Origin of the sequence: Blastococcus colisei, from assembly GCF_006717095.1 — a bacterium.
GTDB lineage: Bacteria > Actinomycetota > Actinomycetes > Mycobacteriales > Geodermatophilaceae > Blastococcus_B > Blastococcus_B colisei.
The window spans coordinates 2,597,640-2,620,345 of the sequence record NZ_VFQE01000001.1 but is presented as its reverse complement, the minus strand read 5'-3'; the positions used below and the strand labels follow the sequence as shown (position 1 = coordinate 2,620,345).

Below are 22,706 nucleotides of genomic sequence, written 5' to 3'. Positions count from 1 at the left end.
GGGGGGCGGGATGCTGACCGAGCTCTCCGGCTGGGCGATCGCGGCAGTCGCCGCCCTCGGTGTCCTCTCGGTCGCCGCTGGGGTCGCCGTCTTCGTCGTCGACTCGATGGCACGGGCGACCTTCGCCCTGCTGGCGTCGTTCCTCGCCGTGGCGGGCATCTTGCTCGCCCTCGACCTGGTCTACCTGGCCGTCGTGACGGCACTGATGATGACGATCGAGATGGCGATCATGGCCGTCTTCATGATCATGTTCATGATGAACCCGGCCGGGCTCATGCCGATGACGATGGTGCACAACGCCAAGGGCTCGGCCGTGACGGGTGCGGGTGCGTTCGTCGTCCTCGTCGCCGGCATCTGGACGATCGACTGGCCCACGCGGAACACCTCCCGCCCGGCTGACAGCACCCGCCAGCTCGGCGAGGCGATAATGGGCAGCCACATGCTCGTCATGCTGGTGATCGGCATCGGGCTGTTCGCCACGATCCTGGCCGGCACCGTCCTGGCCACCGCGCGTGGCCGTTACGATCGCCTCGGCCCGGGTCTGGACGCGCAGCGTCCCGACGACCCGGTGGCCGGGGGACTGCCCCGATGACCGCCGAGATGGTGCTCCAGATCGTGCTGACCGTCGCCGCCGGCCTGATCGGTGTCGGGCTTTTCGGGGCGTTGTCCCAGCAGACGATCGTCATGGTGATGATGGGCCTTGAACTCGTCCTCAACGGCGTCCTGCTGGCCGGGGGAGCGGCCTGGTACTTCCTCGCACCGGAGCTGCCCGACGCCCAGGTGCTGGTCGTCGTGGCGCTGGTGGTCATGGCGGTGGAGATGGCCATGGGCTTCGCCGTCACCGTCGCCTTCTATCGAGCTCGGCAGCTCGACATGATCGACATGGCGTCGGACCTGCGCGGATGAGCGCCGTCCTCGGCGCCCTGGTGCTGCTCCCCGCCCTGAGCGGGGCCGCCTTGCTTGTCGGCGGGCGGGGGGCCGACCGCGTCGCCGGTCCGCTGGCCGTGGCCGTCACCGCGGCAGGTGTGGTGGTGGCTGCGCTGATGGCCGGGACCCGGCCGCGCCTGTCCGTGCCGTTCCTCGGGATCGTCGAAGGCGGGGATCTGCGCCTGGTCGTCGACGGGCTCTCCGCCGTGCTCGTCGTCCTGGTGGCCGGCATCGCCCTGCTGGTCACCGTGTTCGCCGTCGTGGACCTGCCGGCGGATGCCGCTCGGGGGCGGTTCTTCGGCTACCTGCTGCTGTTCGTCGCGGCCATGCTGGCGACGGTCACCGCGGCAACCTTGCCCACGCTTCTGCTGGCCTGGGAGGTCATGGGGGCGACCAGCTATGCGCTCATCGCCTACCACTGGGACGAGTCGGGCAAGCTGGCCGCCGGCACCCGGGCGTTCGTGACCACCCGGGCCGGTGACCTCGGCCTGTACGTCGCCGCCGGGGCGGCGCTGGCCGCGACCGGGAGCCTGGTGCTGACTGACCTGGAGAGCGCGGACGGCGGCTGGGCGGACCTGGCCGCCGCCGGCGTGCTGATCGCCGCGCTGGGCAAGTCGGCGCAGCTGCCCTTCTCGGCCTGGCTCTCGGCCGCGATGCAGGGGCCGAGCCCGGTGAGCGCGCTGCTGCACTCGGCCACGATGGTGGCCGCCGGCGGGTACCTGCTCATCCGGATGCAGCCGCTGCTCGCGGCGACGGGTTGGGCCGCGACGGCGGCGGCGTGGGCGGGGGCGTTGACCGCCCTGGTCCTGGGTGCGGTGGCCGTGGCGCAGACCGACCTCAAGCAGCTGCTCGCGGCCAGCACCGCCGCGCAGATCGGCTTCGTCGTCCTCGCCGCCGGGGTGGGCGCCACCGCAGGCGGCACCGCCCAGCTGGTTGCGCACGCCGCGGTCAAAGCCGGACTCTTCGTCGCCGCCGGCGCCTGGCTCACCGCGCTCGGCACCAAGCAACTGGCCGGTCTCCGGGGCGCCGCCCGCCGGTACCCGGGAATGGGGGCAGCGGCCACCGTCGCCGCCCTCGCCCTGGCCGGCGTGCCGCCGCTGTCGCTGTGGGCCACCAAGGACGAGGTACTCGCCGGTGTCGACGGAACAGCGCTGCACGTGGTCGGCCTGGCCGCCGCCGCGGTGTCGGCTGTCTACGCAGGACGGATCCTCGCCATCGTCCTCGCCCGACCGGCCGGGGACGAGGCGTTCGACGCAGAGGAGCCGGGCACCCGGCGCGTGCCCGGCGCCGTCAGCGTCGTCGCCGGCGTGCTGGCCGTGTTCGCCGCCGGGCTTGGTGTGCTCGCGCTGCCGGCCGTGGCAGAAGAAGTCAAGGCGGTCCTGGGCGTGGAAGGGGAGCCGTCTCCGGGGCTGGGGGAGCTGGTGTTCTCCGCGGTTCTGGCGGTGGTGGTGCTGGGACTGACCGTCGCGGTGGTCGGGGCCCGCCCCGCCGTCGCGGAGCAGCTGTCCCGGAGTCCGCTCGCGTCGTGGGCCGGGCTGAGACGACTGCTGTCGCCCCGGCCGGCCATGGCGGTCGCCCGCACCCTGGCAGTCATCGACGACATGCTGATCGACCGGGCGGTCATGGGTGTGGCCGTCGGAGCCCGGCGGATTGCGGGCATGGCAGGCCGGGCGGATGACGGCGTCCTGGACGGCGCGGTGTCCGGCGTCGCCGCGGCGACCCGCCGCACCGCGGCCGGCTCCGCGCGGATCGACACCGGCGTGGTGGACGGCCTCGTACGTGCAACGGCGAGGGCGTTCCGCCGCGCGGGGAGCGCCGCCCGCCGCCCACAGACCGGGCTGCTGCACCAGTACTACGCCCAGGCCGTCGTCGGTCTGGGGTTCCTGCTCGTCCTCCTGCTCGTGGTGAGGTAGTCGTGCTGCTGACCGTCGTGATCTTCCTGCCGTTGCTGGCTGCTGGTGTGCTGCTGGCAGTCCCGAGGATCCCCAGTCGCGCGGCGATCGGGGTGTGGGTGGCTGCCTCCGCCGTCGACCTGGCGCTGGTCGGCTGGATGTCGTGGCGCTTCGAGCCCGGCGAGGGCGCCTCGGGAGTCGTCGACGGCCTGGCGTACGAGGTGAATCTGCAGTGGATCCCGACCGTCGATGCGGGCTACCACGTCGGCGTCGACGGGCTCTCGCTGCCGCTGCTGGCCCTGACCGGGGTGCTGTTCCTGGCCTGCGCCATCTACTCACTGCGTGAGCCGGACCGGCCGCACACCTACGCCGCGCTGTTCCTCTTCCTCCAAACCGCCTGCCTGGGCACGTTCGCCTCGCTCGACCTGATCCTGTTCTTCGTCTTCTTCGACCTGTCGATCGTGGGGATGTACTTCGTCATCGCCGGCTGGGGGCACGGCAACGCCCGGCGCAGCGCGCTGAAGTTCTTCCTCTACACCTTCATCGGGTCGCTGGCACTGCTCGTGGGCTTCATCGGGCTGTTCCTCGGCAGTGAGGAGCGCACCTTCGACATGGTGGCGCTGGCCGCGAACCCGCCGCTCGCGGACTCACCGGTCGCCGGCGGCCTGGTCCTGCTGGCGATCGGCCTGGGGCTGGCGGTGAAGACGCCGCTGTTCCCGTTCCACACCTGGCTGCCCGACGCGCACACCGACGCCCCGGCCGCCGGGTCGGCTGTGCTGGCCGGGATCCTGTTGAAGCTCGGCACCTACGGGTTCGTGCGGATCGCCATGCCGATCCTCCCCGATGCCTGGCAGCGGTGGGCCATGGTGGCCGTCGTCGTCGGGGTGATCAGCGTGCTGTGGGGCGCCTTCGTGGCGCTGGCCCAGACCGACGTCAAGCGGATGATCGCCTACACGTCGGTCAACCACATGGGCTACGTGCTGCTCGGCCTGGGCGCGGCCGGCCTGGTCGCCTCCGCCGACGAGGAGGCGCGGATCGTGGCCACGGTCGGGGCGATGTACCAGATGGTCAGCCACGGCCTGCTCACCGGCGCGCTCTTCCTGCTCAGCGGCGTCCTGTGGTCCCGCGGACACACCTACGCCTTCGACCGCTGGGGCGGTCTGGCTCGTCCCGCGCCGGTGTTCGCCGCCTGCTTCGCGGTCGCCGCGTTCGGCTCCCTGGGGCTGCCCGGGTTCTCCGGGTTCATCGCCGAGTTCCAGGTGTTCACCGGCGCGCTGCAGGCGGCGCCGGTGGCCACGGTGATCGCCGTCATCGGCATCCTCGTGACCGCCGGGCTGTTTCTGCTGGCGCTGCAGCGGCTGCTCGCCGGCGACACCGCCGTCCCATCCGAGGCAGACCCCGACACGACGGAGGAGGGCCCGGATCTGGACCGGCCGGACGGCACGACGGCGACCGCCATCCGGCCGCGGACGGCGACCCGGATGCAGGACCTGCGCGGCCACGAGGTGGCCTCGGTCGTCCCGCTGCTGGTACTCGCCGTGATTCTCGGGTTGGTTCCGCGGGTTCTGCTGGACGTGCTGGAGCCGGCCGCCATGGCGGTGGTGGAGTTGGTGGGCCGGTGACCGGCATGTCGGGGGGCGGCGAGCGGGTGCTCGCCCTGCTTCCCGAACTGCTCCTGCTTCTCGGCGCCGTCGGCGGCCTGCTGCTGGGCCTCTGGACGCCGCAGCACCGGCAGTGGCGGGTCCGGCTCCTGGTCACCGCAGCGTGCCTGGCCAGTGCGATCGCCGCTGCTGTCGCGCTGTTCGAGCCGGCGGAGCGGGTGTTCGAGGGCACCTGGGTCGTCGACACCACCACCGGCGTCGTCCGGATCGTGGTCGCTCTCGGTGTGGCTGTCCTGGTCTGGTTGGCGTCGGCCTCGCTGGCCGGACATCCGCGGGAGACCGAGGCCTACGTCCTCATGCTGCTCGGTGGGCTCGGCAGCATCGCGCTGGCCGCTAGCGGCGACCTGCTGCTGTTGGTCGCCGGCTACCTGCTGGCCAGCGTCCCGCTGTATGCGCTGGCCGGCTTCGCCAAGGACTCCGCCGGTGTCGAGGCGACGATGAAGTACTACCTCATGGGTGCCTTCGTGGGCGTGCTGATGCTCGTCGGCGTCGCCGCCCTGGTGCTCGCCGCCGGCACGACCGGCTACCTCGACCTCGCCGCGCTGCTCCCGGAGGCATCGCCGGCGCTGCTCGCGGTGGGCGTCCTCGGCGTGCTCGCCGGGGTCGCCTTCAAGGCCGGTGCGGTCCCGGTGCACTTCTGGGTTCCCGACGTCACGGCCGGCACCACCCCGCCGATGGCCGCCTACATCACCACGATTCCCAAGATCGGCGCGGTCGCCGCCGCGTTCCGGCTGCTCGCGGAGCTTTTCGCCGGCGTCCCGCTCGACGTGCCCTTACTGGTCGCCGTCATCGCCGCGGTCAGCATGACCCTGGGCAACCTGGCCGCCTTCAGCCAGACCGACGTCCTGCGGCTGCTGGCCTACTCGACGGTCAGCCAGGTGGGCTACCTGTTCATGGTCGTCGCCGTAGCAGCCCGCACCGACCTCGCCGTCCCGGCCCTGGCGGTCTATCTGGCCGGCTACGCCGTGACCAACATCGGCGCGTTCGCCGCCGTTGCGGCCACCCCCGCAGCGCGCACGATCACCGACTGGGCCACTGCGGTCGGGCGCCACCGCTGGCTGGTGGTGAGCCTCGCCGTGTGCCTCCTGGGCCTGGTCGGGACGCCACCGACCGCGGTCTTCATCGGCAAGCTGGCCGTCTTCGTTGCGGCGTGGGACGGGGATCTGATCTGGCTGGTCGTCGTCGCGGCGATCAACACCGTCGCCAGCCTCTTCTACTACCTGCGGTGGATCGCCCCGGCGTTCGCCGGGATACCTGCCGCACCCTCGGCGGGGGAGGGAGCGCCCGGCAGCGGTCCGCGTACCGCTGCCGGCACGGCACAGAGGCTCCAACGCCATCCTGTGATCATCCTTCATATGGCCGCCGTGGTCTCGCTGCTCTTGGGGCTGGGGGCTGGCATGTGGGTAGGTGTGGCGACGAGCGGAACATGAGCTGCGGTGCGCTCGCCCCGGTCCGCGGTCCGTTGCGGAGCACGGCTCGCCGACCGGGGCGGTGAGCTGCGTGGCGTGCGCGTGAGGCGCGGGCGCGGTTCCGGGACCCGGCTCGAACGAGGCGGTAGCCCGCCTGCTCGATGGCAGATCTGACGTCATGCTCGGCAAGCGGGCCTGTCGATGCGACGGTGACCCGGGAGGTTCCCTCCACGAGGCGAGCGTCGACTCCCCACGCCGGGATCTCGAGTAACTCGGAGTCCATCGCGTCCGAGGGGACCACGACGAGCACAAGAAGGCCGCCGACCGAGTGAGCGAGCGTGCCGGAAAGCTGACGGGGGTCGTCCAACGCCGCCGCCGCGTCTGCGAGCGAGCGGAAGAGCGGCAGTTGCCGGCACCGGACGGGCTCTCGGTCGGCGAGCGCGTCCATGGCGTGGCGGGCGCCATCGTGGGAGACGTGGGTGATGGGCAGCGCCTCGCTGCAGAGCCATGCTCGGCGAAGGCGATCACACGCCCGGACCGCGATCTCAGCGGTCGAGCCGGTGGTACTCCTCGTTCGGTCGTTGGTCGAGGGCAAGCGCCATGCGGTTGGTGAAGTTGTACATCGATGCGATCTCCGCGACGTCCCACACCTCTTCGTCGGTCAGCCCGACGTCGCGCAACCTGTGCAGATCTCTTTCGGCCATCTCGTGAGGGGTCGCGGTGAGCTTCTCGGCGAACTCGCAGATGGCGGTGCGGCGTTGGTCGAGGCCCGCATGGCGCCAGTTGATCGCGATCAGGTCGGCCTGCACCTGATCGTCCAGAGCGACGCGGAGAGCGTGCCCATGGGCGACGATGCAATAGGAGCACCGGTTCCAGGCGCTGACGACGACCGCGATCATCTCCCGGTCGGCTTCGTCGAGATGCTCCGTGGACACGTGCAGCTGCTTGAAGTGGCCGAACCACGCTGACAACCGCTCTGGTCGGTAGCTGTATGCGCGAAAGACGTTGGGGACGAAGCCCACTGATTCGCGCGCCTTCTGGAACAAGCCCTGCAGGCGCTCCGGCAGGGATGACTCCTCCGGAGGGGTGAAGAACCACATCACGCGCGACATCGCATGTCTTCCTTCTCGGTACGGGATCATTCGGCGCTCCCGGTGGGGAGGAGTCCCGGATTGGCTGCGGTGCCCTCGGTGACGAGCAGGACGACCGTGGCGGTGGGGGAGAGGTCGAGCGACCTCCCGGGGGAGCTGCTGCGTCCCTGCCCTGCGACGGCGTTGAGCGTCCGCACCGCGGCCAGCGGTGCGGCCCCGCAGGGGCCGGTCGGGACGCCGAGGGCTTGCAGGTCCCGGGCGGCCCGGGCCGCCTGGGCGTCGGTGACGGTGACGCAGGCGTCGAGACCCGGGGCGATGTACGGCCAGGCGAGCGTGGATACGGTGCCGCAGTTGAGGCCGGCCATGGCGGTCGGTCCGGTGCCCACGGCGACCGGCCGGCCGGCGGTGACGCTGGCGAGGACGCAGGCCGCGTGGACGGGTTCGGCCGAGACGACCGACGTGGCGAGCAGGTCCGGGTTGCTGCGGTAGTGGGCCAGGGCCGCCTGCAGGAGGGAGCCGACACCGGTGGGGACGACGACGAGGTCGGGCCGGGTCAGTTCGCGGGCCCGGAGCTGGTCGTCGATCTCGGCGAAGAGGGTGGAGTACCCGTCGACGATCCAGTTGGGGACGTCCTCGTAGCCGTCCCAGGCGGTGTCCTGCACGAGCAGACGGTCGTCGTGCTGGGCCGCGTGGGTGGCCGCCGCGTGCACGGCTTCGTCGTAGGTCCCGGCGAGCTGGCTGACCTGGGCGCCTTCGTCATGGATGGCCTGCACCGCCGCCGGGTGCACGCCGTCGGGCACGAAGACGTCCGCGCGGTGGCCGAACAGTCGTGCGAACCGGGCGACGGCGCGGCCGTGGTTGCCGTCGGTCGCGGTGACGATCGTGACGTGCTCACCCGCGCCGCTTCCGGTGCGGCCGCTCAACGCGCGGTGGATGGCCCAGGACGCGCCCAGCCCCTTGAACGCCGGCAATCCGAGGCGGTTGGACTCGTCCTTCGCGACGACGTGGGCCACTCCCAACTCCCGGGCGAGGGCAGGCAGGTCGGCCAGGCCGGTCGGTGCGTAGCCCGGCAGTGTGCGGTGGAAGTCCCGGACGTCGGGGGGCGGGGCCGGGCATGTCCAGGCCGGGTAGCGGCCGGGGTTGAGGAACCACGTCCCGTCTCCGGGGTCGTCGCTCGACGCGGACATGGGCTCGGAGGTCGTCATCGGGGTCCCTGGGGGGCGGGCGGCTCTGGACGGACGGGCGTACCGGTCGGGCCGCCGGTGGGCAGGGCGGTGCGGACGAGGTTGACGAAGTACGCGACACCGGTCTCGAGGACGTCGTCGTTGAAGTCGTAGTCCGGGCTGTGCAGCGGGGTGCCGCCGGCGGCGCCGGCCTCGCCGGTGCCGAGGAGGGCGAAGCAGCCGGGGACCTCGCGGAGGAAGGCGCCGAAGTCCTCGCTTGCCGTCCACGGTGCGGTGTCGGGATCGACCTGATCGTCGGGAACGGTGAGTGCGGCGGCGGTGAGGGCCAGGACGGTGGCGGCCGGCTCGTTGACGGTGGGTTCGAACTCATGGGTGTAGGTGACCGCGCAGCTGGCTCCGTGCGCGGCGCTGATGCCCGCGGAGATCTCGCGGATGCGCTGCTCGAGGACGGCACGCACGCCGGGTGTGAAGCTGCGGGTGTCGCCCCGGATGACGACCTCCCCGGGGATGGCGTTGCGTGCGCCGTCGGTGGTGATCTCGGTGCACGAGACGACGGCGGGGTCGGCGGGGTCGAGGTTGCGGGACACGGCGGTCTGCAGCGCCAGCACGATCTGGGCGGCGACGACGATGGGGTCGATGACCATCTGTGGCCGGGCGGCGTGCCCGCCGCGGCCGGTGACGAGGATCTCGAAGTTGTCCTCGCCGGCCATCAGGGCGCCCGCGCGGGTGCTGATCCGGCCCGCGGGATGACCGGGCATGTTGTGCAACCCGAAGATGGCCTCGACGGGGAACCGGTCGAACAGCCCGTCGGCGATCATCGCCTCGGCTCCGAGCCCGTGCTCCTCGGCGGGCTGGAACACCAGGTGGACGGCACCGGTGAAGCCGCCCTCGGCGGCCAGGACGTGCCCGGCGCCGAGGACCATGGCCATGTGGCCGTCGTGGCCGCAGGCATGCATGACGCCGTCGTGCCGCGACCGGTACGGGCGGTCGCCGCGCTCGGCAAGCGGGAGCCCGTCCATGTCGGCGCACAGGGCGATCGCAGGCCGGCCGGTGGTGCCCGCCTCGTCGCGGCGGAGGGTGGCGACCAGGCCGGTCCCGCCGATGCCGCGGGTGACCTCGACGCCCATGGCCTCCAGCTCGGTGGCCAGGTAGTCGCCGGTGCGGTGCTCCTGCAGACCGGTCTCGGGGATCTGGTGCAGGTCGTGGCGCCAGCGGCGCACTCGTGCGGCGAGGTCCTGACTCATGGGGGTGGGGCTCATGCGGCGGGATCGGTGTCGACGGGTTCGGCGAGGGCGAGGATGGCATTGGCGAGGACGTCGATGCCGTTTCCGCACGCGTCGGGTCGGGAGTACTCGCGGGGCGTGTGGCTGATCCCGCCGTGCTCGCCGGCGACGAAGACCATCGCGGTGGGGCAGGTGGCGGCGATCTCCTGGGCGTCGTGGCCGGCGCCGGACATCGCCATCACGTAGGGCAGGCCGAGCCGCTCGGCGCTGGCCGCGATGACGTCCTGGATCGTCTCGGAGAACGGCACCATGCCCGTCTTCGCCATCCGCTCCCACGTGGCGGTGGCCCCGTGGCGCCGCTGCAGGTCGTCGACGAACGCGGCGAGATGCTTCTCGGCGGCGGTCATGAGGTCGTCATCGGGATTGCGCAGGTCGACGGTGAGGACGGCCTCGGACGGGATGACGTTGGTCTGCGCGGGCTGCACGGCGAGGTTGCCGACGGTGCCACGCAGCCGGCCGAACCGTCCGCTGTCGCACATCCGCCGGATCTCGACGACGACCTCGGCCGCGGCGAGGCCGGCGTCCTGGCGCGCCTCGATCGGCGTGGTGCCGGCGTGCGCGGCGGCCCCATTGATGGTGAGACGCTGCCAGGAGATCGCCTGGACGCCGGTGACGATCCCGACGTCCACGCCCGCGTTGGCCAGGATCGGGCCCTGCTCGATGTGGCACTCGATGTAGGCGTGGGGGACCGGCCGGATCTCCGGCGTGTCCCCGTCGAAGCCGATCCGGACGAGCTCGTCCTCGACCCTGGCACCGTCGGCGTCGGTGAGGTTGTGCGCGTACTCGAGGGGGAGTCGCCCGGCCGTGACCGCCGAGCCGAGCATGTCGGTGCCGAATCGCACTCCCTCCTCCTCGGTGAAGAAGCCGACCTCGATCGAGCGCCGGGTGCGGATGCCCGCCTCGTCGAGGGCGCGCATGACCTCGATGCCGCCCAGCACGCCGAGCGTGCCGTCGAACGCGCCGCCGGTGGCGACGGTGTCGATGTGGCTGCCCATGAGGACGCAGGGCAGCGACGGGTCCTCCCCGGCGCGCTCGGCGTACACGTTGCCATCCGGTCCACCCGCACGCGGAGGCCCGCCTCGCGCATCCACGACACGACCAGCCGGCGGGCCTCGGCGTCCTCGTCGGTGAGGGCCAGCCGCCGGACCCCGCGCAGGCCCGTCGAGGCGTCGTCGTAGCCCCCGATGTCCTTGAGCTGCATGAGGTTCGCCCACAGCCGTTCGCGGTTGATCCGCAGCAGAGGACGGGTCACGGTGTCTCCTTCGGCACGGTCGTCATGTTCCCGACCACAGTCGGGCCCAGCGATCCATCCGTCCAGCGAATGTCCTCGACGATCACCGTTCGGCCTCATCGAATGATGTGCACGACGAGGTGGTGGGCCACGTGCTGGACCTGCGGAGACTCCGGCTCCTGCGCGAGCTCGCGCACCGCGGCACGCTGGGTGCTGTCCCGCAGGCGTTGTCCTACAGCCCGTCCGACGGTCTCCCAGCAGTTGTCCCGATCCCGATCTGAGCCAGCAGTGGTTCATCGCCCACTGCACGCGATCCGCGGCGTCTCGCAGCTCGGCCTCGATGATGTCGAGCAGTTCTCCAGGTCGAGGCCCTCAGGTTTCCTCGCCACTCGAATGCCGATGTCATGTGCGTGTCATGGGTCCCGTCGGGCGTTTCGGGTCCGGCCCGGCGGGCAGCGGATCACGGACCGTCGCCGAGGAGCGGATACCGCGTGGCTGCGGGTCGGCTCCCCACCGGATGGACGCGGGCCCCGAAGCCCTGCGTTGAGAGGAGCGCAGCGATGACCCTCCGTGGGCCGCTGGATAGGCGATGACTGATCAGCGCACGGCCGCGATCTCGGCCCGCCCGGTGCTCGAGGCGGTGGTCGGGACGCCGTTCACCGAGGGTAACCGTGTCGACGTCCTCAAGAACGGCGACGAGACCTTCCCCGCGCTCCTGGAGGCCATCGCAGGAGCCCGCCGGACGATCGACATGCTCTGGTTCGCCTGGGCCGGCGGTGGGGTCAGCCGGCAGGTGACCGAAGCTCTCGCCGAGCGTGCCCGTCACGGGGTCCGGGTGCGCGTTCTGCTGGACGGCTTCGGGTCCAAGGACATGGAGCCCGCGCAACTCCGACAGCTGCGGGACGCCGGCTGCCTGACCTTCTACTACCGGCAGGTGCCCAGCTGGCGACCCACGGTGTGGAACATGCGCTCGCACCGCCGTGTGCTCCTGTGCGACGAGACCGTGGCGTTCACCGGAGGAACCGGTATCGATCCGAACTGGGACGGGGACGGACGCCGGCCGCAGGACTGGCGGGACACCTCCTATCGCGTGCAGGGCCCCGCGGTCGCCGGACTGCGCTCGGCCTTCGTGTCCGCGTGGATGCAGGCGCAGGTCCGCCTCCCGGGTCCGCTGTTGTCCGACCGCGACAGCTTTCCGCCGCTGGCACCGGTGGGCGACGTCGCGGTCCAGGTACTCCGGCCGCCGTCGCAGCCCGGCTGGAGCGAGGCGGCGATCGCCATCGCGGCACTCCTCCACACCGCCCGCCGGCGGGTGCGGATCGCGACACCGTACGCGCGCCTGCCCCGGTGGCTCCTGAACCTCGTGCAGGCCACAACCGCACGTGGAGTGCAGGTGCAGCTGCTCGTCTCCGGGCCGCACGTCGAGCGGCCCGGGGTGCAGTTGCAGGGGGAGGTGGACTTCCAGCCCCTCCTCGACGCAGACGTGGAGATCTGGCGCTACCAGCCTTCGCTGTTCCACACCAAGGCGATCACCGTCGACGGCGCCGTGGCCATGGTGGGCACGACGAACTTCGACGTCCGCTCGTTGGCCCTCAACGAACAGGTGGCCCTGGTGATCGAGGACCGGGCGGTCCTGGCGGTGCTGGACGGGCACTTCGACGAGGACCTGAGCCTCAGCCGACGCGTCCTGCCGGAGGAGTGGCGGTCGCGCGGGATACGGCGTCGCGCGCTGGAGCTCGCTTCGGACGTGGTCGGCCGCCCGATCCGTGGCTGGGGATCCATCGGGCTGGCCGACCGGCGCCCCTGAGTCACCGGCCGCCAGTGCAGCGCTCTGCTCACGTCCACCGTCGCCGGACCGAGGGGGAGGCCGCCAGGCGCCGCATGACGATCCCGAGTCGAATCGCGACGGCTCGTGTCCCGGCCGGTTCTGCCGGACATCGCCACCCGTGTGACGCAGAGATCCGAAGTGTCGGCTGACCGCGCGGTCCAGGCGCGACCGGTGAGCCGTGGCACCGCCGCGCTGGCCGGGATCGCGTCGGTGGCGGCCGCCCTCGGGGTGGCCGAGCTGGTCGCCGGAGTGCTCCAGCGTGCCCCGTCGCTGATCATCGCCGTCGGGGACGTCGTCATCGACAGCGTGCCCGGGTGGTTGGAGCGCTGGGCGATCGCGACCCTCGGCCGGGCCGACAAGCCGGTGCTGCTCGCCGGGATCCTGGTCGTCTCGACCCTGATCGCCGCCGGCCTCGGCATCCTGGCCCGGCGGCGGCAGGTGCTGGCCGCCGCGGGCATCGCACTGTTCGCCGGGCTCGGGATCGCTGCGGCGCAGGCCGATCCTCGCGGCGCGGTCCTGCTCACGGTGCTCGTCGGCGTCCTCGGGGCGGCGACGGGCATCGGCGTGCTGTTCCTGCTGATGGGCGTGGCCCGGACGGGGCGCCTCCCGGGACGGGCTGCGAGCGAGGCCATTCCGGTAGCCCGCGCAGAGGGCGTCGCCGAGCGGGCGGGCACGGTGGACGCCGGCCGCAGACGTTTTCTCACCGTGGCAGGTGGAACCACCGCGCTGGCCGTCCTGGCCGGTGTCGGTGGCTTCCTGCTCTCCGGGCGCGAGCGGCTGGGTGAGCTGATCGCATCCATCCGGCTGCCCGTCCCGGTGCGCCGCGCCGAGCCCGTTCCACCGGGGGCGGACCTCGAGATCCCCGGCCTCACCCCGCTGTTCACCCCGAACGAGGACTTCTACCGGATCGACACGGCGCTGCGGGTCCCGATCGTCGACACCGAGAGTTGGCAGCTGCAGGTACGCGGCATGGTGGACGAGCCGTTCACCCTCACCTACGCCGAGCTCATGGAGCTGCCGCAGATCGAAGCCGACATCACGCTGGCCTGCGTGTCCAACGAGGTCGGCGGGGACCTGGTCGGCAACGCCCGCTGGCAGGGCGTGCCGCTGCGCGCCCTCCTGGATCGGGCGGGCGTGCAGGAGGGCGCGACCCAGCTCCTCGGCCGGTCGGTGGACGGCTTCACCGCCGGGTTCCCGACGATCACCGCCCTGGATCTGGAGGAGGCGATGGTCGCCGTCGCGATGAACGGCGAGCCGCTGCCGGCCGAGCACGGGTTTCCCGCTCGTCTGGTGGTGCCGGGGCTGTACGGGTACGTCTCGGCGACCAAGTGGCTCGCGGCCATCGAGCTCACGGACTGGGACGTCGACGGCTACTGGATCCCCCGCGGCTGGGCCAAGGAGGGGCCGATCAAGACGCAGTCCCGGATCGACGTCCCCCGGCCCGGAGCGACCGTGGCGGCCGGGCGGCAGCCGATCGCGGGCGTTGCCTGGGCGCCGACGCGCGGGATCGAGGGGGTCGAGGTGCGCGTCGACGACGGCCCGTGGCGGGCGGCCGAGCTGGCCGAGCGGCTCGACGTCGACTGCTGGCGGCAGTGGTACCTGCCCTGGGACGCCACGGCTGGGCGGCACGTGATCCGGGCGCGGGCCACCGACGGACGCGGAGAGGTCCAGACCGACGAGCGGACACCGGTTGCACCGGACGGCGCCTCCGGCTACCCGATCATCGAGGTCGAGGTCCAGGCCTGAGCGCGACCGGCCGACCGGCCGGCCATCACGGTCGACCGGTGCCCGTGGTGAGCCGGTCCATCCATCGGCGCACCTGCGCGACGACGACGTCGGGATGGGTCAGCGGCAGCATGTGACCGGCGTCCGGGATGGTGAACAGCTCGCCGTCCGGCAGCACGGACATGAGTTCCTCGACCTCCTCACCGGGGACCTCGGGGTCGCGACTGCCGTGCACCACCAGCGTGGGGACGCGCATCGCCGGTGCCAGCTGGACGCCGTCGTGGCTGAGGCTGGCCATCGTCGTACCGGCGAGTGCCAGGGGACGGCTGCCGAAGAAGCTGTCCCGCACACGGGCCACCAGTTCCTGAGGCTCCCCCGGGGCGAACGCGGCCCGGCGGATCAGCCGGTCGGACACCGGCTGGACGCTCTTGATCCGCCGGCCGATCCGGACGGCCGAGCGCAGGAGCGTCCACCAGCCCGAACGGAGCCGCAGCCGGGCCCAGCGCGGCAGGTTCCGGGCCGGCAACCCCGGCGCGGTGACACCCGACGCGCCCGAACCCACGAGCACCGCACCTGCGATCCGGTCGTCGGCCTCGGCGTCCAGATGTGTGAGGAGGATGCCGCCGCCGAGGCTGTGCCCCACCACGACGACCCGAGCGCCGTCCGGCACCACCTCGTCGAGCACCGCGCCGAGGTCTCTGGCGTGGGCCGTCATGGTGTAGCCACCGGATCTCGCGTCGCCGCTCTGGGCGTGACCGCGCAGGTCGTAGGCGGTCACCCGGTAGCGGTCGGCGAGCCGCTCCGGCACCGCCCCCCAGGACTCGGTGGACAGCCCGAGCCCGTGCACGAGCAGCAGCGGGGGAGCGTCGGGCGGTCCCCAGGAGCTGAGCGCCAGGCGGGTGCCGTCGAAGGAGGTCACGTCGGTCATGCGGGAGGGCTACCCGCGGCCCGAATCGGCACTCTGCCGGACCCGTGTCCGAGCTGCCGTGCGCCGCGGGACCGGCTGCCCGGTCGATCGGGGCACGGCGTCCTCCCGGCCGGCCCCGGCGCGCGCCGGGTAGCGCACCTGCTCGGCGACCCCGGGAGGAGGTAGTGGGCGCACACGAGGACCCAGGCAGTGCCGAGCAGCATCCCGGCCAGCACGTCCGTGGGGTAGTGGGCGGCCGTGTAGATCCGCGACAGGCTCACCGCCGGCGCGATCAGCACCGGGACGACCAGCACCAGCCGGCGCCGACGGCCGCGGGCGCAGGCGATCACCAGGGCGGCCAGCGCCCCGTAGATCGCCACCGCGGCCGCGGAGTGCCCTGACGGCCAGCTCGCCCCGGTGGGCAGCCCGGACGTCAGGTCGAGCACCGTCGGCCGAACGCGGTCGACCAGCCGCGAGACGACGACGTACAGCCCGACCTCGCCGAGCACGCTGACGAGGACGAAGACGACCGGCCGCCAGCTGGCCGTGACCGCGAGAGCCACCACCGCGAGGGTCAGCGACACCGCGATCACCATCCGCGTCCCCGACAGCGTGCCGACCAGCGTGGCGACGTCGGTCAGCGTCTCACCGCGCCACTCCAGGAAGGTGCGCACGACGGCCCGGTCGAACCTGCCCACGACGGTGTCGGTGAGCGCGCCGGTGACCAGCAGGCCGAGGACGATGAGGGTGACGGCGATGGCGGTCGCCCACCCGAGGAGGGCCAGCACGGTGCGCCGCCCGTCCGGAAGGACGCGCCGCCCGGGGAGGGCGAGGTGGGGCGCGTCCCGTGCCTCGACCTCCAGCGGGTCCAGGGGCTCGGCCGTCCGGTGCCCGAGGTGGTGCTGCCACACGCGGAACGCCGCCGTGGTCACCGCCAGCAGGCCGGCCCCGAGGAACCATCCGGCGAGGACGTCGGAGACGAAGTGCACGCCGAGCGCCAGCCGGGTGAAGCCCACCACCAGGGCGACGAGGACGGCGGCGACGACGACCCACGGCCGCGCCCGGCGACGGACGGCGGGCAGCACCAGCAGGGCGAGCATGCCGAAGGTGACCACCGAGACCATGGCGTGCCCGCTGGGGAAGCTGGCGTTGGAGGGGATGTCGCTGACCGGGGACTCGACCACCGGCCGCGCCCGCCCGATGAGCGCCTTGGTCACCGGGACGAGGACGGCCAGTCCCACGCCCGTGGCCACCGCGAAGGCGGCGAGCCGGCGCCGGCCCCGGATGAGCAGGAAGACGGTCGTCAGCGTGAAGACGAGGATGGCGGCCCCGTTGCCGCCGAGATCGGTGACGCCTCGCAGCACCCCGACCAGCGTGGGGTTCCCGCTCACGACCGCGTTGAGCTCCGCGCCGACCTCACCGTCCAGCGAGGCCAGCGGCGACCAGTTCGCCTGGACGAGGAGCATCAGGAGGAGGAAGGGGACGGCGCCCACCAGGAGCGCCACGAGCCCCAGGGCCGCCCGCGAGCCGAAGCGGCCCATCCCGGCGGTGCGTTCCTGCTCCGGGGGCGGTGCTGAGGCGTGGGGTGGGAGCCGGTTCATGGGTAGCTGGCGTACCCGTCGTCGTCGGTGGCCAACGGTGGGCGACCCCGACGATCGTGTGACAACGCCGGCGCCGTTCGTCCCGTCGGCAAACTGTCATGAGGCCGGTGGGTCGACGTGGGGGTAGGAGCCCCCGGTGGAGTTGCTGCTCGTCTTCGCCGTCCTGCTCTTCGTCGCGGTCCTGATCTCCGGCCTCGCCCACCGCACCATCCTGTCCACCGCCGTGCTGTTCCTGGTGGCCGGTTTCGTGCTGGGGGACGGCGTGACGGGCGTGCTGGCGCTCGGTCCCGACGACGAGATCGTCGTGGGGCTCGCCGAACTGGCCCTGTTCTCGGTGCTGTACACGGACGGGATGCGGGTCGGCTTCTCCGATCTCCGGTCCGCGTGGCGGCTGCCGGGGCGGGCGCTCGTCCTCGGCATGCCCCTGACCTTCGCGGTCACCGCGGTCCTCGCCTACGTCGTCGCCGGGCTGTCGTGGACGGAGGCGATGCTCGTGGGGGCGGTGCTCGCCCCCACCGACCCGGTCTTCGCCTCGGCCATCGTCGGGCGACCGGAGGTGCCGGGCCGGCTGCGGTCACTGCTCAACGTGGAGAGCGGGGTCAACGACGGGCTGGCGCTGCCCGTGGTCCTGGTCCTCATCTCGGTGCTCTCCCGCGACGGGGTCTCCTACTCCGCGCTGGCCACCGAGCTGGCGCTGGGCATCGCCCTGGGATTCGCCGTCCCGGCGGTGGCGGTGCTGCTGCTCCGCAGCCGCTTCACCTCGTCCACGCCGCTGTACGCGTCGCTGAGCGGCCTCTCCATCGGACTCATGGTGCTGGGCGCCGCGAACCTGACCCACGCCAACCTGTTCCTCGCCGCGTTCACCGCAGGCATCACCATCGCCAGCTTCGCCCGGGACGTCGAGGAGTCCTTCGCCGAGTTCGGGGAGCTGGTCACCGAGCTGCTGAAACTGGCCGCGATCCTCGTCTTCGGTGCGCTGATCTCGCCGGCGTTCCTGGGGGAGATCCCCGTGACCGGCTACGTGTTCGCCGTGCTGGCCCTGCTGCTGGCGCGGCCGGTCGCGATCGGGATCTCCCTGCTCGGCAGCGGGCTGCCCCGGCCGGAGCGCGCCGCCGCCGCATGGTTCGGGCCGAAGGGGTTCGCCTCGGTGGTCTACGGCCTGTTGATCCTCGACGCCGGTGTGCCGGGGGCCGATGCGATGTTCCATCTCGTGGCGCTGGTCATCGTCGCCTCGATCCTGGCGCACTCGTCGACCGACGTGCCGATCGCCCACGCCTTCGCGCGCGCCGAGGCACGGCAGCAGCGCGCCGGAGGCGAGACGATCGTGCCGGGCAGTGGGTCGCACCGCGAGCCGCCGCATCCATGACCGGGCCGGATCGAGCGCCGTGGGCAGAGCGACGTCCCGCCTCACGGTCCGGAACGCGCCACCGTCGGACATCGGGGCGCCGGCCGGCCGGTCAGCGCGCCAGCCAGCGCAGGACCGCGCGGTGGGTCGCCTCGCCGGCCGCCACGGCCGCCAGCTGGGAGCCCGCCCAGACGGCGGGCACCCGCCAGCCTGCGTCGGCATCCAGCGCAGCGAGGCCGGTCGTGGCATGCAGGACGACGGCGGGCAGCGCGGACGCGGCCCCCGCCAGCACGCCGAAGGACGTGAGGGCGGCGATCCAGACGTCGGTGCGGGACTGCCACCGCGACGCCGGCGGGTGCAGGCGGCGCCAGGCCAGCACGGCCGCCGGGACGCCCACCGCCACGCTGGCGACGATGAGGTCCGCATCGCCCGGGGCACGCAGCCCGCCCCGGTCACCTGCGTGCTCGACGACCAGCGCGGGGGTCACGACGGCACCCAGCACGAGCACGGAGTGGCCGAGGGCGAGAGCGCGGGAGACGATCACCGGCCTTCCCGCGCGCGGAGCTCGAACCGGTCCAGGACCCGTCCGTCGGCACGGACGGACCGCCCCGTCAGCCGGTCGTCGACGACGTCGACGTGCAGGTACTGCAGTGCCGACGCCGACGACGCGGTGAAGCGGCTGCGCCCCACCGGCGTGGTCTTGCACCCGCCACCGCTGACGACGTAGGTCACGCCGTGCTGCGGCCGCGTGCGCTCGTAGTGGTGGTCGTGCCCGGAGAGGACGAGATCCACCTTCCGGCGGGCCAGCAGCGGTTCGAGCACCTCGTCGGCCCCCGGGGTCGACCCGTGGGATCCGGACGAATAGACCGGGTGGTGCATGCAGACGACCTTCCACTGATTCGTGGAGCTGGCCAGGGCGTCGTCGAGCCACTCCAGCTGTTCCGAGGAGTCCTCCCCGAAGAGCCCGGGCGCGCTGGAGTCGAGGTAGAAGAAGTCGACCGGCCCGTGGCTGGTCGTGTAGTGGCGGGCCGGGGTGCCCAGCAGCCGGAGCTCCGCGTCGATCTCCGCGAGGCTGGCGTCGCTGTGGTGCAAAGCCCCGTCGTGGTTGCCGATGGCGAGCTCGAAGCGGACGCCCGCGTCGATGAGCGGGCGCATCGGCCGGGTGAAGACGTCGTCGAAGCGGTCCTCGACGCTCCCGTAGTAGCAGAGGTCGCCCAGGTGGGTCACCAGCCCGTACGGCGCCTGGCGATAGCCCTCCGCCATCCGGTGCGCCACCGCCATGGCCTGCCGGCCCCCGCTGCCGGTGTCACCGACCGCGGCGAAGCTCATCCGGTCGGCCGCCCGCGTCCAGGCGGCCTCCTGGAGGGCGAGCTGCGGTGCGCGGCCCGGGACGAGGTCCTCCCGGCCCAGCAGCGGCCAGATCTGCCCCGCGACCCCGGAGCCGGCCGCCAGCGTCCCGGCGGCGCCGAGCGCGGCCCCGAGCAGTTGCCGTCGGTTCAGTTCCGCCACGATCTCCGTCCACCTCCGATGCAGGCGCGTGCGTTGTCATCGGTTCCAACACGGGCCGGGCGAGCCTCGTTCCGCCGGCCGTCAGGGCCGGTCCCCGGCCTCCTGGTCAGGGACGACGGTCGTCAGCCGGCGGACGTCGAGCAGCAGGTGCTGCACCCGCAGGTCGCTCAGGCAGCCCCGGAGCTCCCGTCGGTCGAACTCGTCGAGCCCGGGTCTCAGCCGGAAGGCGAAGACCCCGTCGTCGACCTGGACGAAGGAGTCCTCCGCCACGTCGGCGTTGACCAGCAACCGGCACGTGCTGACCAGCCCCCTGGTCATCTCCTCCTGGACGGCAGGGTCCTCGCGCACCGTCGACGCGGCCACGACGGCGTCGGTGTAGGAGCCCTCGGGCTGGTCCACGTCGACGGTCATCAGCTCCGCTCGGAGCAGCATGATGCCGAAGGCCGCGAGGGCCACGACGAGGATTCCGACGGCGGCGCGCTTCACCGTTGCGCCCCGCTCGCGGCCGGACCGAGCAGCATGCGCAGGGCCGAGTCGTGGGCGAAGTCGTCGCCGGACGCCAGCAGCTCCGCATCGGTGGGCACGAGCGGGGTGGTGGGGAAGGCGATGCCCTCGAGGTCGGTGGCCAGTTGCTGCTCGACCCCGGAGCGGGCGGAGCTCCCGGCCACCCGCTCGATCGCCCAGGCGATGCCGGACACGACGAAGCCGCCGCCCAGCAGGACCGGGATGAAGATGTGGGTGCGGTCCAGGGCGTCGGGCCGCAGCCAGGGAAACGGCTTGGTCTCCACCGGCGCCGCGCGCAGCCGCGCCAGCGCGCCGGACGGACCGTCGTCGCCCGCCGGCGAGCGGTCCGCCAGCGCGGTGACCCGGCGCAGGACCAGGGCGGTGCACAGCCCCACCAGGGTGGCCACGAAGAGGATGCCGACCAGCAGGGCCCGGTGCCACTCCCAGCGGTAGATGTAGACGAAGAGGTAGGCGCCGGAGGCGATCAGCCCGGCCGTGGCGACGATCCAGCTCAGCTTCTTCACGAGGTCTCCTCCTCGACGGCCCCGCTGGCTCCGTCGACCCGGACGGTGGTTCCCGGAGCGAACCGGTCAACCGCCCCGGAGAAGCCGACGACGGTCGGCACGCCGGACTCCCGAGCCAGGATCGCGAGGTGTGCCAGGACGCTGCCCGTCTCGGCGACGAGGCCGGCCAGCCGCGGCAGCACGGGCGCGAGCGGGGGGTCCAGGGTGCGGACCACCAGTACCGCCCCGGCGGGCGGGTCGGCCCCGTGGTGCACGGGGCCCGCGCCGGTCCCGCCGCCGGCTCCCGTCCCACCGGACGTGCCCACCACGGGAACGGGCCGCCCGGTGTCGCCCATGCGGAAGCGGGCGGGCAGCGGTTCCCCCTCGTCGACGAACTCCGGGCGCAGCGTCCGGTCGCCGTCTCGGACCGCGGCCGAGAGGTCCGCCAGCCGGAGCCCACGGACGTCGTCGGGACGGGGCAGCCGGCCTCCCGCGGCGAGCCGCTCGCCGAGCATCCAGGCCACGCGGGCGGTGACCTCCTGCAGCCAGCGGACCCGCAGCCGGAGTGCCTCCCGCAGCAGCCCGGCATCGCCCGCGTCGCCCGGCGGCGCACCCTCCGGCGCCTCGACATCGGGTGGCAGCTGGGGGAAGCGGCAGATCCGGGGCGCCGCGAGGGCCAGCACGACCGGATTGGCGGCGACGATCTCGGCGTCCGGGAATCCGGCCTGCCGCGACCGCGCCAGGACGCGCATCGCCGCGCTCACCCCGGTGAGACGGGGCGCAGCGGGGTCCACGAGCATGCCCATGAGGACCTCGTGCGCGTGCACCGAGACCAGGGCCGGGTGGGCACGGTGCAGCACGGCCGCGAGCTGCCGGTCGGTGAGCTCGGAGAGCACCGGGACGCCGGCCAGCACCTGATCCGCGGACTCGATCACGTCCCGGGCCAGCGCGGGGAGCGCCGAGCGCAGTCGGCCCACCCGCCACGACGCCCGCAGCCGACGGAGCCGTGGGCGGGGATCGAGTCGCTCCCGCACGCGCGGGGTCTCCTGCCGCGGTTCCAGCAGGTCGAGATCGACGGCGGCCCGTCCGCCGAGCACGGTGACCAGCGGGGACGCGTCCACGGCGGTCTCGTCGGCCGTGCCGGCGAGGAGGAGGGCCTGCCGGAGCGCCTCGCGCAGCGGGACGACCCACAGATCGGACTCCAGCGGCTGGAGCGCCTCGGGGAAGGTCTCGGCGACCGGGCCGGGACCGAGGACCGGTCCGACCGGCCGGCCTCGCGGCTCGGCGGTGACCGGCCGGCTCTGCAGCAGCCGCAACCGCCCCGCACCGTCGATGGCCCACTCGACGTCCTGCGGTCCGCCGAAGACCTCCGCCGTCCGCGCCGCGAGCTCGGCGAGGGCGCGCAGCTGCGACCGGCGCAGGCGGACACCACCGTCGCCGCGGGTGACCTCGGTCCGCCGGCCGGACCGGTCCAGCTCGTACCGGTCGCCGTCGACCGCACCGCTCACGAGCCGGTCGGGTCCGCCTTCGACGGCGGCGACGACCAGCCGGTCCTCACGGCCGGAGACCGGGTCGATCCCGAACAGGACACCGCCGCCGCGGGCGTCGAGCAGCGGCTGCACGAGGACGGCCAGGGGCTCCCGGCCGGTCAGCGTGTCCGAGCCGGTGGCGGCCTGCTGACGCGAGGCCACGACGACCTCGACGGCGCGACGGAACTCCTCCGGTCCGGTCACCCCCACCACCGATTCGAACCGGCCGGCCATCGACGAGTCGCCGAGGTCCTCGACCGTCGAACTGCTGCGGACGACGAGCGTGTGGCGACCCTCCTGGGAGAGCTCCCGCCAGGCCGCCAGGACGTCGTCCAGGGGTGTGCCGGCCGCGACCCGCTCGACGGCTGCGGTGGTGATCACGAAACCGGGGACGATCGGCAGGCCGTGACGGCGGGCGGTGGCGAGTGCCGCCGCCTTCGCGCCGGTCAGCTCCGGCCGGACGGCCGTCTCGTCGTCCAGGGAGACCACGGACGGCCCGGCCGGCACGGGGGAGGGCTGGGATCCGTCATCGGTCGAGGCGACGTGCATGATCACGTGGTTGCCACCGGCCACGCCG

19 protein-coding genes are annotated in these 22,706 nt (G+C 73.0%); 8 read left to right on the top strand and 11 right to left on the bottom strand.

Annotated features, from left to right (window positions below; all coding sequences use genetic code 11):
- Positions 1-10: 10 nt before the first annotated feature.
- The 5 genes from FHU33_RS12450 to FHU33_RS12430 are packed head-to-tail and all read left to right on the top strand — an operon-like array spanning position 11 to position 5,910.
- The gene (locus tag FHU33_RS12450) at positions 11-592 is read left to right on the top strand and encodes an NADH-quinone oxidoreductase subunit J (protein WP_142025636.1); all 582 of its coding nucleotides are present in this window, start codon (positions 11-13) and stop codon (positions 590-592) included.
- Positions 589-906, top strand: coding sequence for an NADH-quinone oxidoreductase subunit NuoK (locus tag FHU33_RS12445; protein WP_014375746.1), 318 nt, complete (start codon positions 589-591; stop codon positions 904-906). Before FHU33_RS12450 ends, FHU33_RS12445 begins: the two co-directional genes overlap by 4 nt.
- The gene (locus FHU33_RS12440; RefSeq protein WP_142025635.1) at positions 903-2,840 is read left to right on the top strand and encodes an NADH-quinone oxidoreductase subunit 5 family protein; all 1,938 of its coding nucleotides are present in this window, start codon (positions 903-905) and stop codon (positions 2,838-2,840) included. Before FHU33_RS12445 ends, FHU33_RS12440 begins: the two co-directional genes overlap by 4 nt.
- Before the next feature lie 2 nt (positions 2,841-2,842).
- Positions 2,843-4,441, top strand: a complete 1,599-nt coding sequence (locus tag FHU33_RS12435) for a complex I subunit 4 family protein (RefSeq protein ID WP_211355110.1) — start codon at positions 2,843-2,845, stop codon at positions 4,439-4,441.
- A 5-nt stretch (positions 4,442-4,446) separates the two neighbouring features.
- Entirely contained in the window at positions 4,447-5,910 is a 1,464-nt protein-coding gene (locus FHU33_RS12430) for an NADH-quinone oxidoreductase subunit N (RefSeq protein ID WP_142027132.1), read from the top strand.
- A 524-nt stretch (positions 5,911-6,434) separates the two neighbouring features.
- Here the strand turns inward: FHU33_RS12430 and FHU33_RS12420 are convergent.
- From FHU33_RS12420 to FHU33_RS12405, 4 genes are read right to left on the bottom strand one after another with little or no spacing between them, the layout of a single operon-like run.
- On the bottom strand, positions 6,435-7,001 hold the full coding sequence (locus tag FHU33_RS12420; protein WP_211355108.1) for a peroxidase-related enzyme: 567 nt from the start codon (positions 6,999-7,001) through the stop codon (positions 6,435-6,437).
- A 26-nt stretch (positions 7,002-7,027) separates the two neighbouring features.
- On the bottom strand, positions 7,028-8,185 hold the full coding sequence (locus tag FHU33_RS12415) for a pyridoxal-phosphate dependent enzyme (protein WP_142025633.1): 1,158 nt from the start codon (positions 8,183-8,185) through the stop codon (positions 7,028-7,030).
- Positions 8,182-9,408 (bottom strand): amidohydrolase, encoded by a 1,227-nt coding sequence (locus tag FHU33_RS12410; RefSeq protein WP_142027130.1) that lies wholly within the window; start codon positions 9,406-9,408, stop codon positions 8,182-8,184. Before FHU33_RS12410 ends, FHU33_RS12415 begins: the two co-directional genes overlap by 4 nt.
- An 11-nt stretch (positions 9,409-9,419) precedes the next feature.
- Positions 9,420-10,490 carry a M20 family metallo-hydrolase gene (locus tag FHU33_RS12405; protein ID WP_211355107.1) on the bottom strand — a complete coding sequence of 357 codons (1,071 nt, stop codon included), beginning with the start codon at positions 10,488-10,490 and terminating at the stop codon, positions 9,420-9,422.
- Between the two features lie 777 nt (positions 10,491-11,267).
- On the opposite strand from FHU33_RS12405, the gene FHU33_RS12395 reads away from it, so the two are divergent.
- Together FHU33_RS12395 and FHU33_RS12390 are read left to right on the top strand one after the other, a co-directional pair.
- Positions 11,268-12,485 (top strand): phospholipase D-like domain-containing protein, encoded by a 1,218-nt coding sequence (locus FHU33_RS12395; RefSeq protein ID WP_142025632.1) that lies wholly within the window; start codon positions 11,268-11,270, stop codon positions 12,483-12,485.
- A gap of 192 nt (positions 12,486-12,677) precedes the next feature.
- Positions 12,678-14,252 carry a molybdopterin-dependent oxidoreductase gene (locus FHU33_RS12390; protein WP_142025631.1) on the top strand — a complete coding sequence of 525 codons (1,575 nt, stop codon included), beginning with the start codon at positions 12,678-12,680 and terminating at the stop codon, positions 14,250-14,252.
- A 25-nt stretch (positions 14,253-14,277) separates the two neighbouring features.
- On the opposite strand, the gene FHU33_RS12385 is transcribed toward FHU33_RS12390, so the two are convergent.
- Together FHU33_RS12385 and FHU33_RS12380 are read right to left on the bottom strand one after the other, a co-directional pair.
- Positions 14,278-15,159, bottom strand: coding sequence for an alpha/beta fold hydrolase (locus FHU33_RS12385; protein WP_142025630.1), 882 nt, complete (start codon positions 15,157-15,159; stop codon positions 14,278-14,280).
- Complete coding sequence (locus tag FHU33_RS12380) at positions 15,156-16,739, bottom strand: phosphatase PAP2 family protein (RefSeq protein ID WP_142025629.1); 1,584 nt, start codon at positions 16,737-16,739, stop codon at positions 15,156-15,158. The genes FHU33_RS12385 and FHU33_RS12380 overlap by 4 nt, the downstream gene beginning before the upstream one ends.
- Before the next feature lie 136 nt (positions 16,740-16,875).
- Here FHU33_RS12380 and FHU33_RS12375 point away from each other — a divergent pair, with 136 nt between their 5' ends.
- Positions 16,876-18,105: a cation:proton antiporter gene (locus FHU33_RS12375; protein WP_142025628.1), complete on the top strand. Its 1,230-nt coding sequence runs from the start codon at positions 16,876-16,878 to the stop codon at positions 18,103-18,105.
- A 91-nt stretch (positions 18,106-18,196) separates the two neighbouring features.
- On the opposite strand, the gene FHU33_RS12370 is transcribed toward FHU33_RS12375, so the two are convergent.
- The 5 genes from FHU33_RS12370 to FHU33_RS12350 all read right to left on the bottom strand — a co-directional run bounded on the left by FHU33_RS12370 (position 18,197) and on the right by FHU33_RS12350 (position 22,702).
- Positions 18,197-18,628, bottom strand: coding sequence for a hypothetical protein (locus FHU33_RS12370; RefSeq protein ID WP_142025627.1), 432 nt, complete (start codon positions 18,626-18,628; stop codon positions 18,197-18,199).
- A complete protein-coding gene (locus FHU33_RS12365) occupies positions 18,625-19,593 on the bottom strand; it encodes a metallophosphoesterase family protein (RefSeq protein WP_142025626.1) in 969 nt (322 codons plus the stop codon). Before FHU33_RS12365 ends, FHU33_RS12370 begins: the two co-directional genes overlap by 4 nt.
- Positions 19,594-19,674: 81 nt before the next feature.
- Positions 19,675-20,079, bottom strand: a complete 405-nt coding sequence (locus FHU33_RS12360) for a hypothetical protein (protein WP_142025625.1) — start codon at positions 20,077-20,079, stop codon at positions 19,675-19,677.
- Entirely contained in the window at positions 20,076-20,621 is a 546-nt protein-coding gene (locus tag FHU33_RS12355; RefSeq protein ID WP_142025624.1) for a hypothetical protein, read from the bottom strand. The genes FHU33_RS12360 and FHU33_RS12355 overlap by 4 nt, the downstream gene beginning before the upstream one ends.
- Positions 20,618-22,702, bottom strand: a complete 2,085-nt coding sequence (locus FHU33_RS12350) for a PEP/pyruvate-binding domain-containing protein (RefSeq protein ID WP_142025623.1) — start codon at positions 22,700-22,702, stop codon at positions 20,618-20,620. The genes FHU33_RS12355 and FHU33_RS12350 overlap by 4 nt, the downstream gene beginning before the upstream one ends.
- Between the last annotated feature and the right edge of the window lie 4 nt (positions 22,703-22,706).

Coding starts and splice junctions, on each gene's coding strand:
- FHU33_RS12380 (WP_142025629.1), bottom strand. CDS start 16,739: ATGAACCGGCTCCCACCCCACGCCTCAGCACCGCCCCCGGAGCAGGAA.
- FHU33_RS12385 (WP_142025630.1), bottom strand. CDS start 15,159: ATGACCGACGTGACCTCCTTCGACGGCACCCGCCTGGCGCTCAGCTCC.
- FHU33_RS12420 (WP_211355108.1), bottom strand. CDS start 7,001: ATGTCGCGCGTGATGTGGTTCTTCACCCCTCCGGAGGAGTCATCCCTG.
- FHU33_RS12445 (WP_014375746.1), top strand. CDS start 589: ATGACCGCCGAGATGGTGCTCCAGATCGTGCTGACCGTCGCCGCCGGC.
- FHU33_RS12410 (WP_142027130.1), bottom strand. CDS start 9,408: ATGAGTCAGGACCTCGCCGCACGAGTGCGCCGCTGGCGCCACGACCTG.
- FHU33_RS12440 (WP_142025635.1), top strand. CDS start 903: ATGAGCGCCGTCCTCGGCGCCCTGGTGCTGCTCCCCGCCCTGAGCGGG.
- FHU33_RS12430 (WP_142027132.1), top strand. CDS start 4,447: ATGTCGGGGGGCGGCGAGCGGGTGCTCGCCCTGCTTCCCGAACTGCTC.
- FHU33_RS12395 (WP_142025632.1), top strand. CDS start 11,268: ATGACTGATCAGCGCACGGCCGCGATCTCGGCCCGCCCGGTGCTCGAG.
- FHU33_RS12450 (WP_142025636.1), top strand. CDS start 11: ATGCTGACCGAGCTCTCCGGCTGGGCGATCGCGGCAGTCGCCGCCCTC.
- FHU33_RS12415 (WP_142025633.1), bottom strand. CDS start 8,185: ATGACGACCTCCGAGCCCATGTCCGCGTCGAGCGACGACCCCGGAGAC.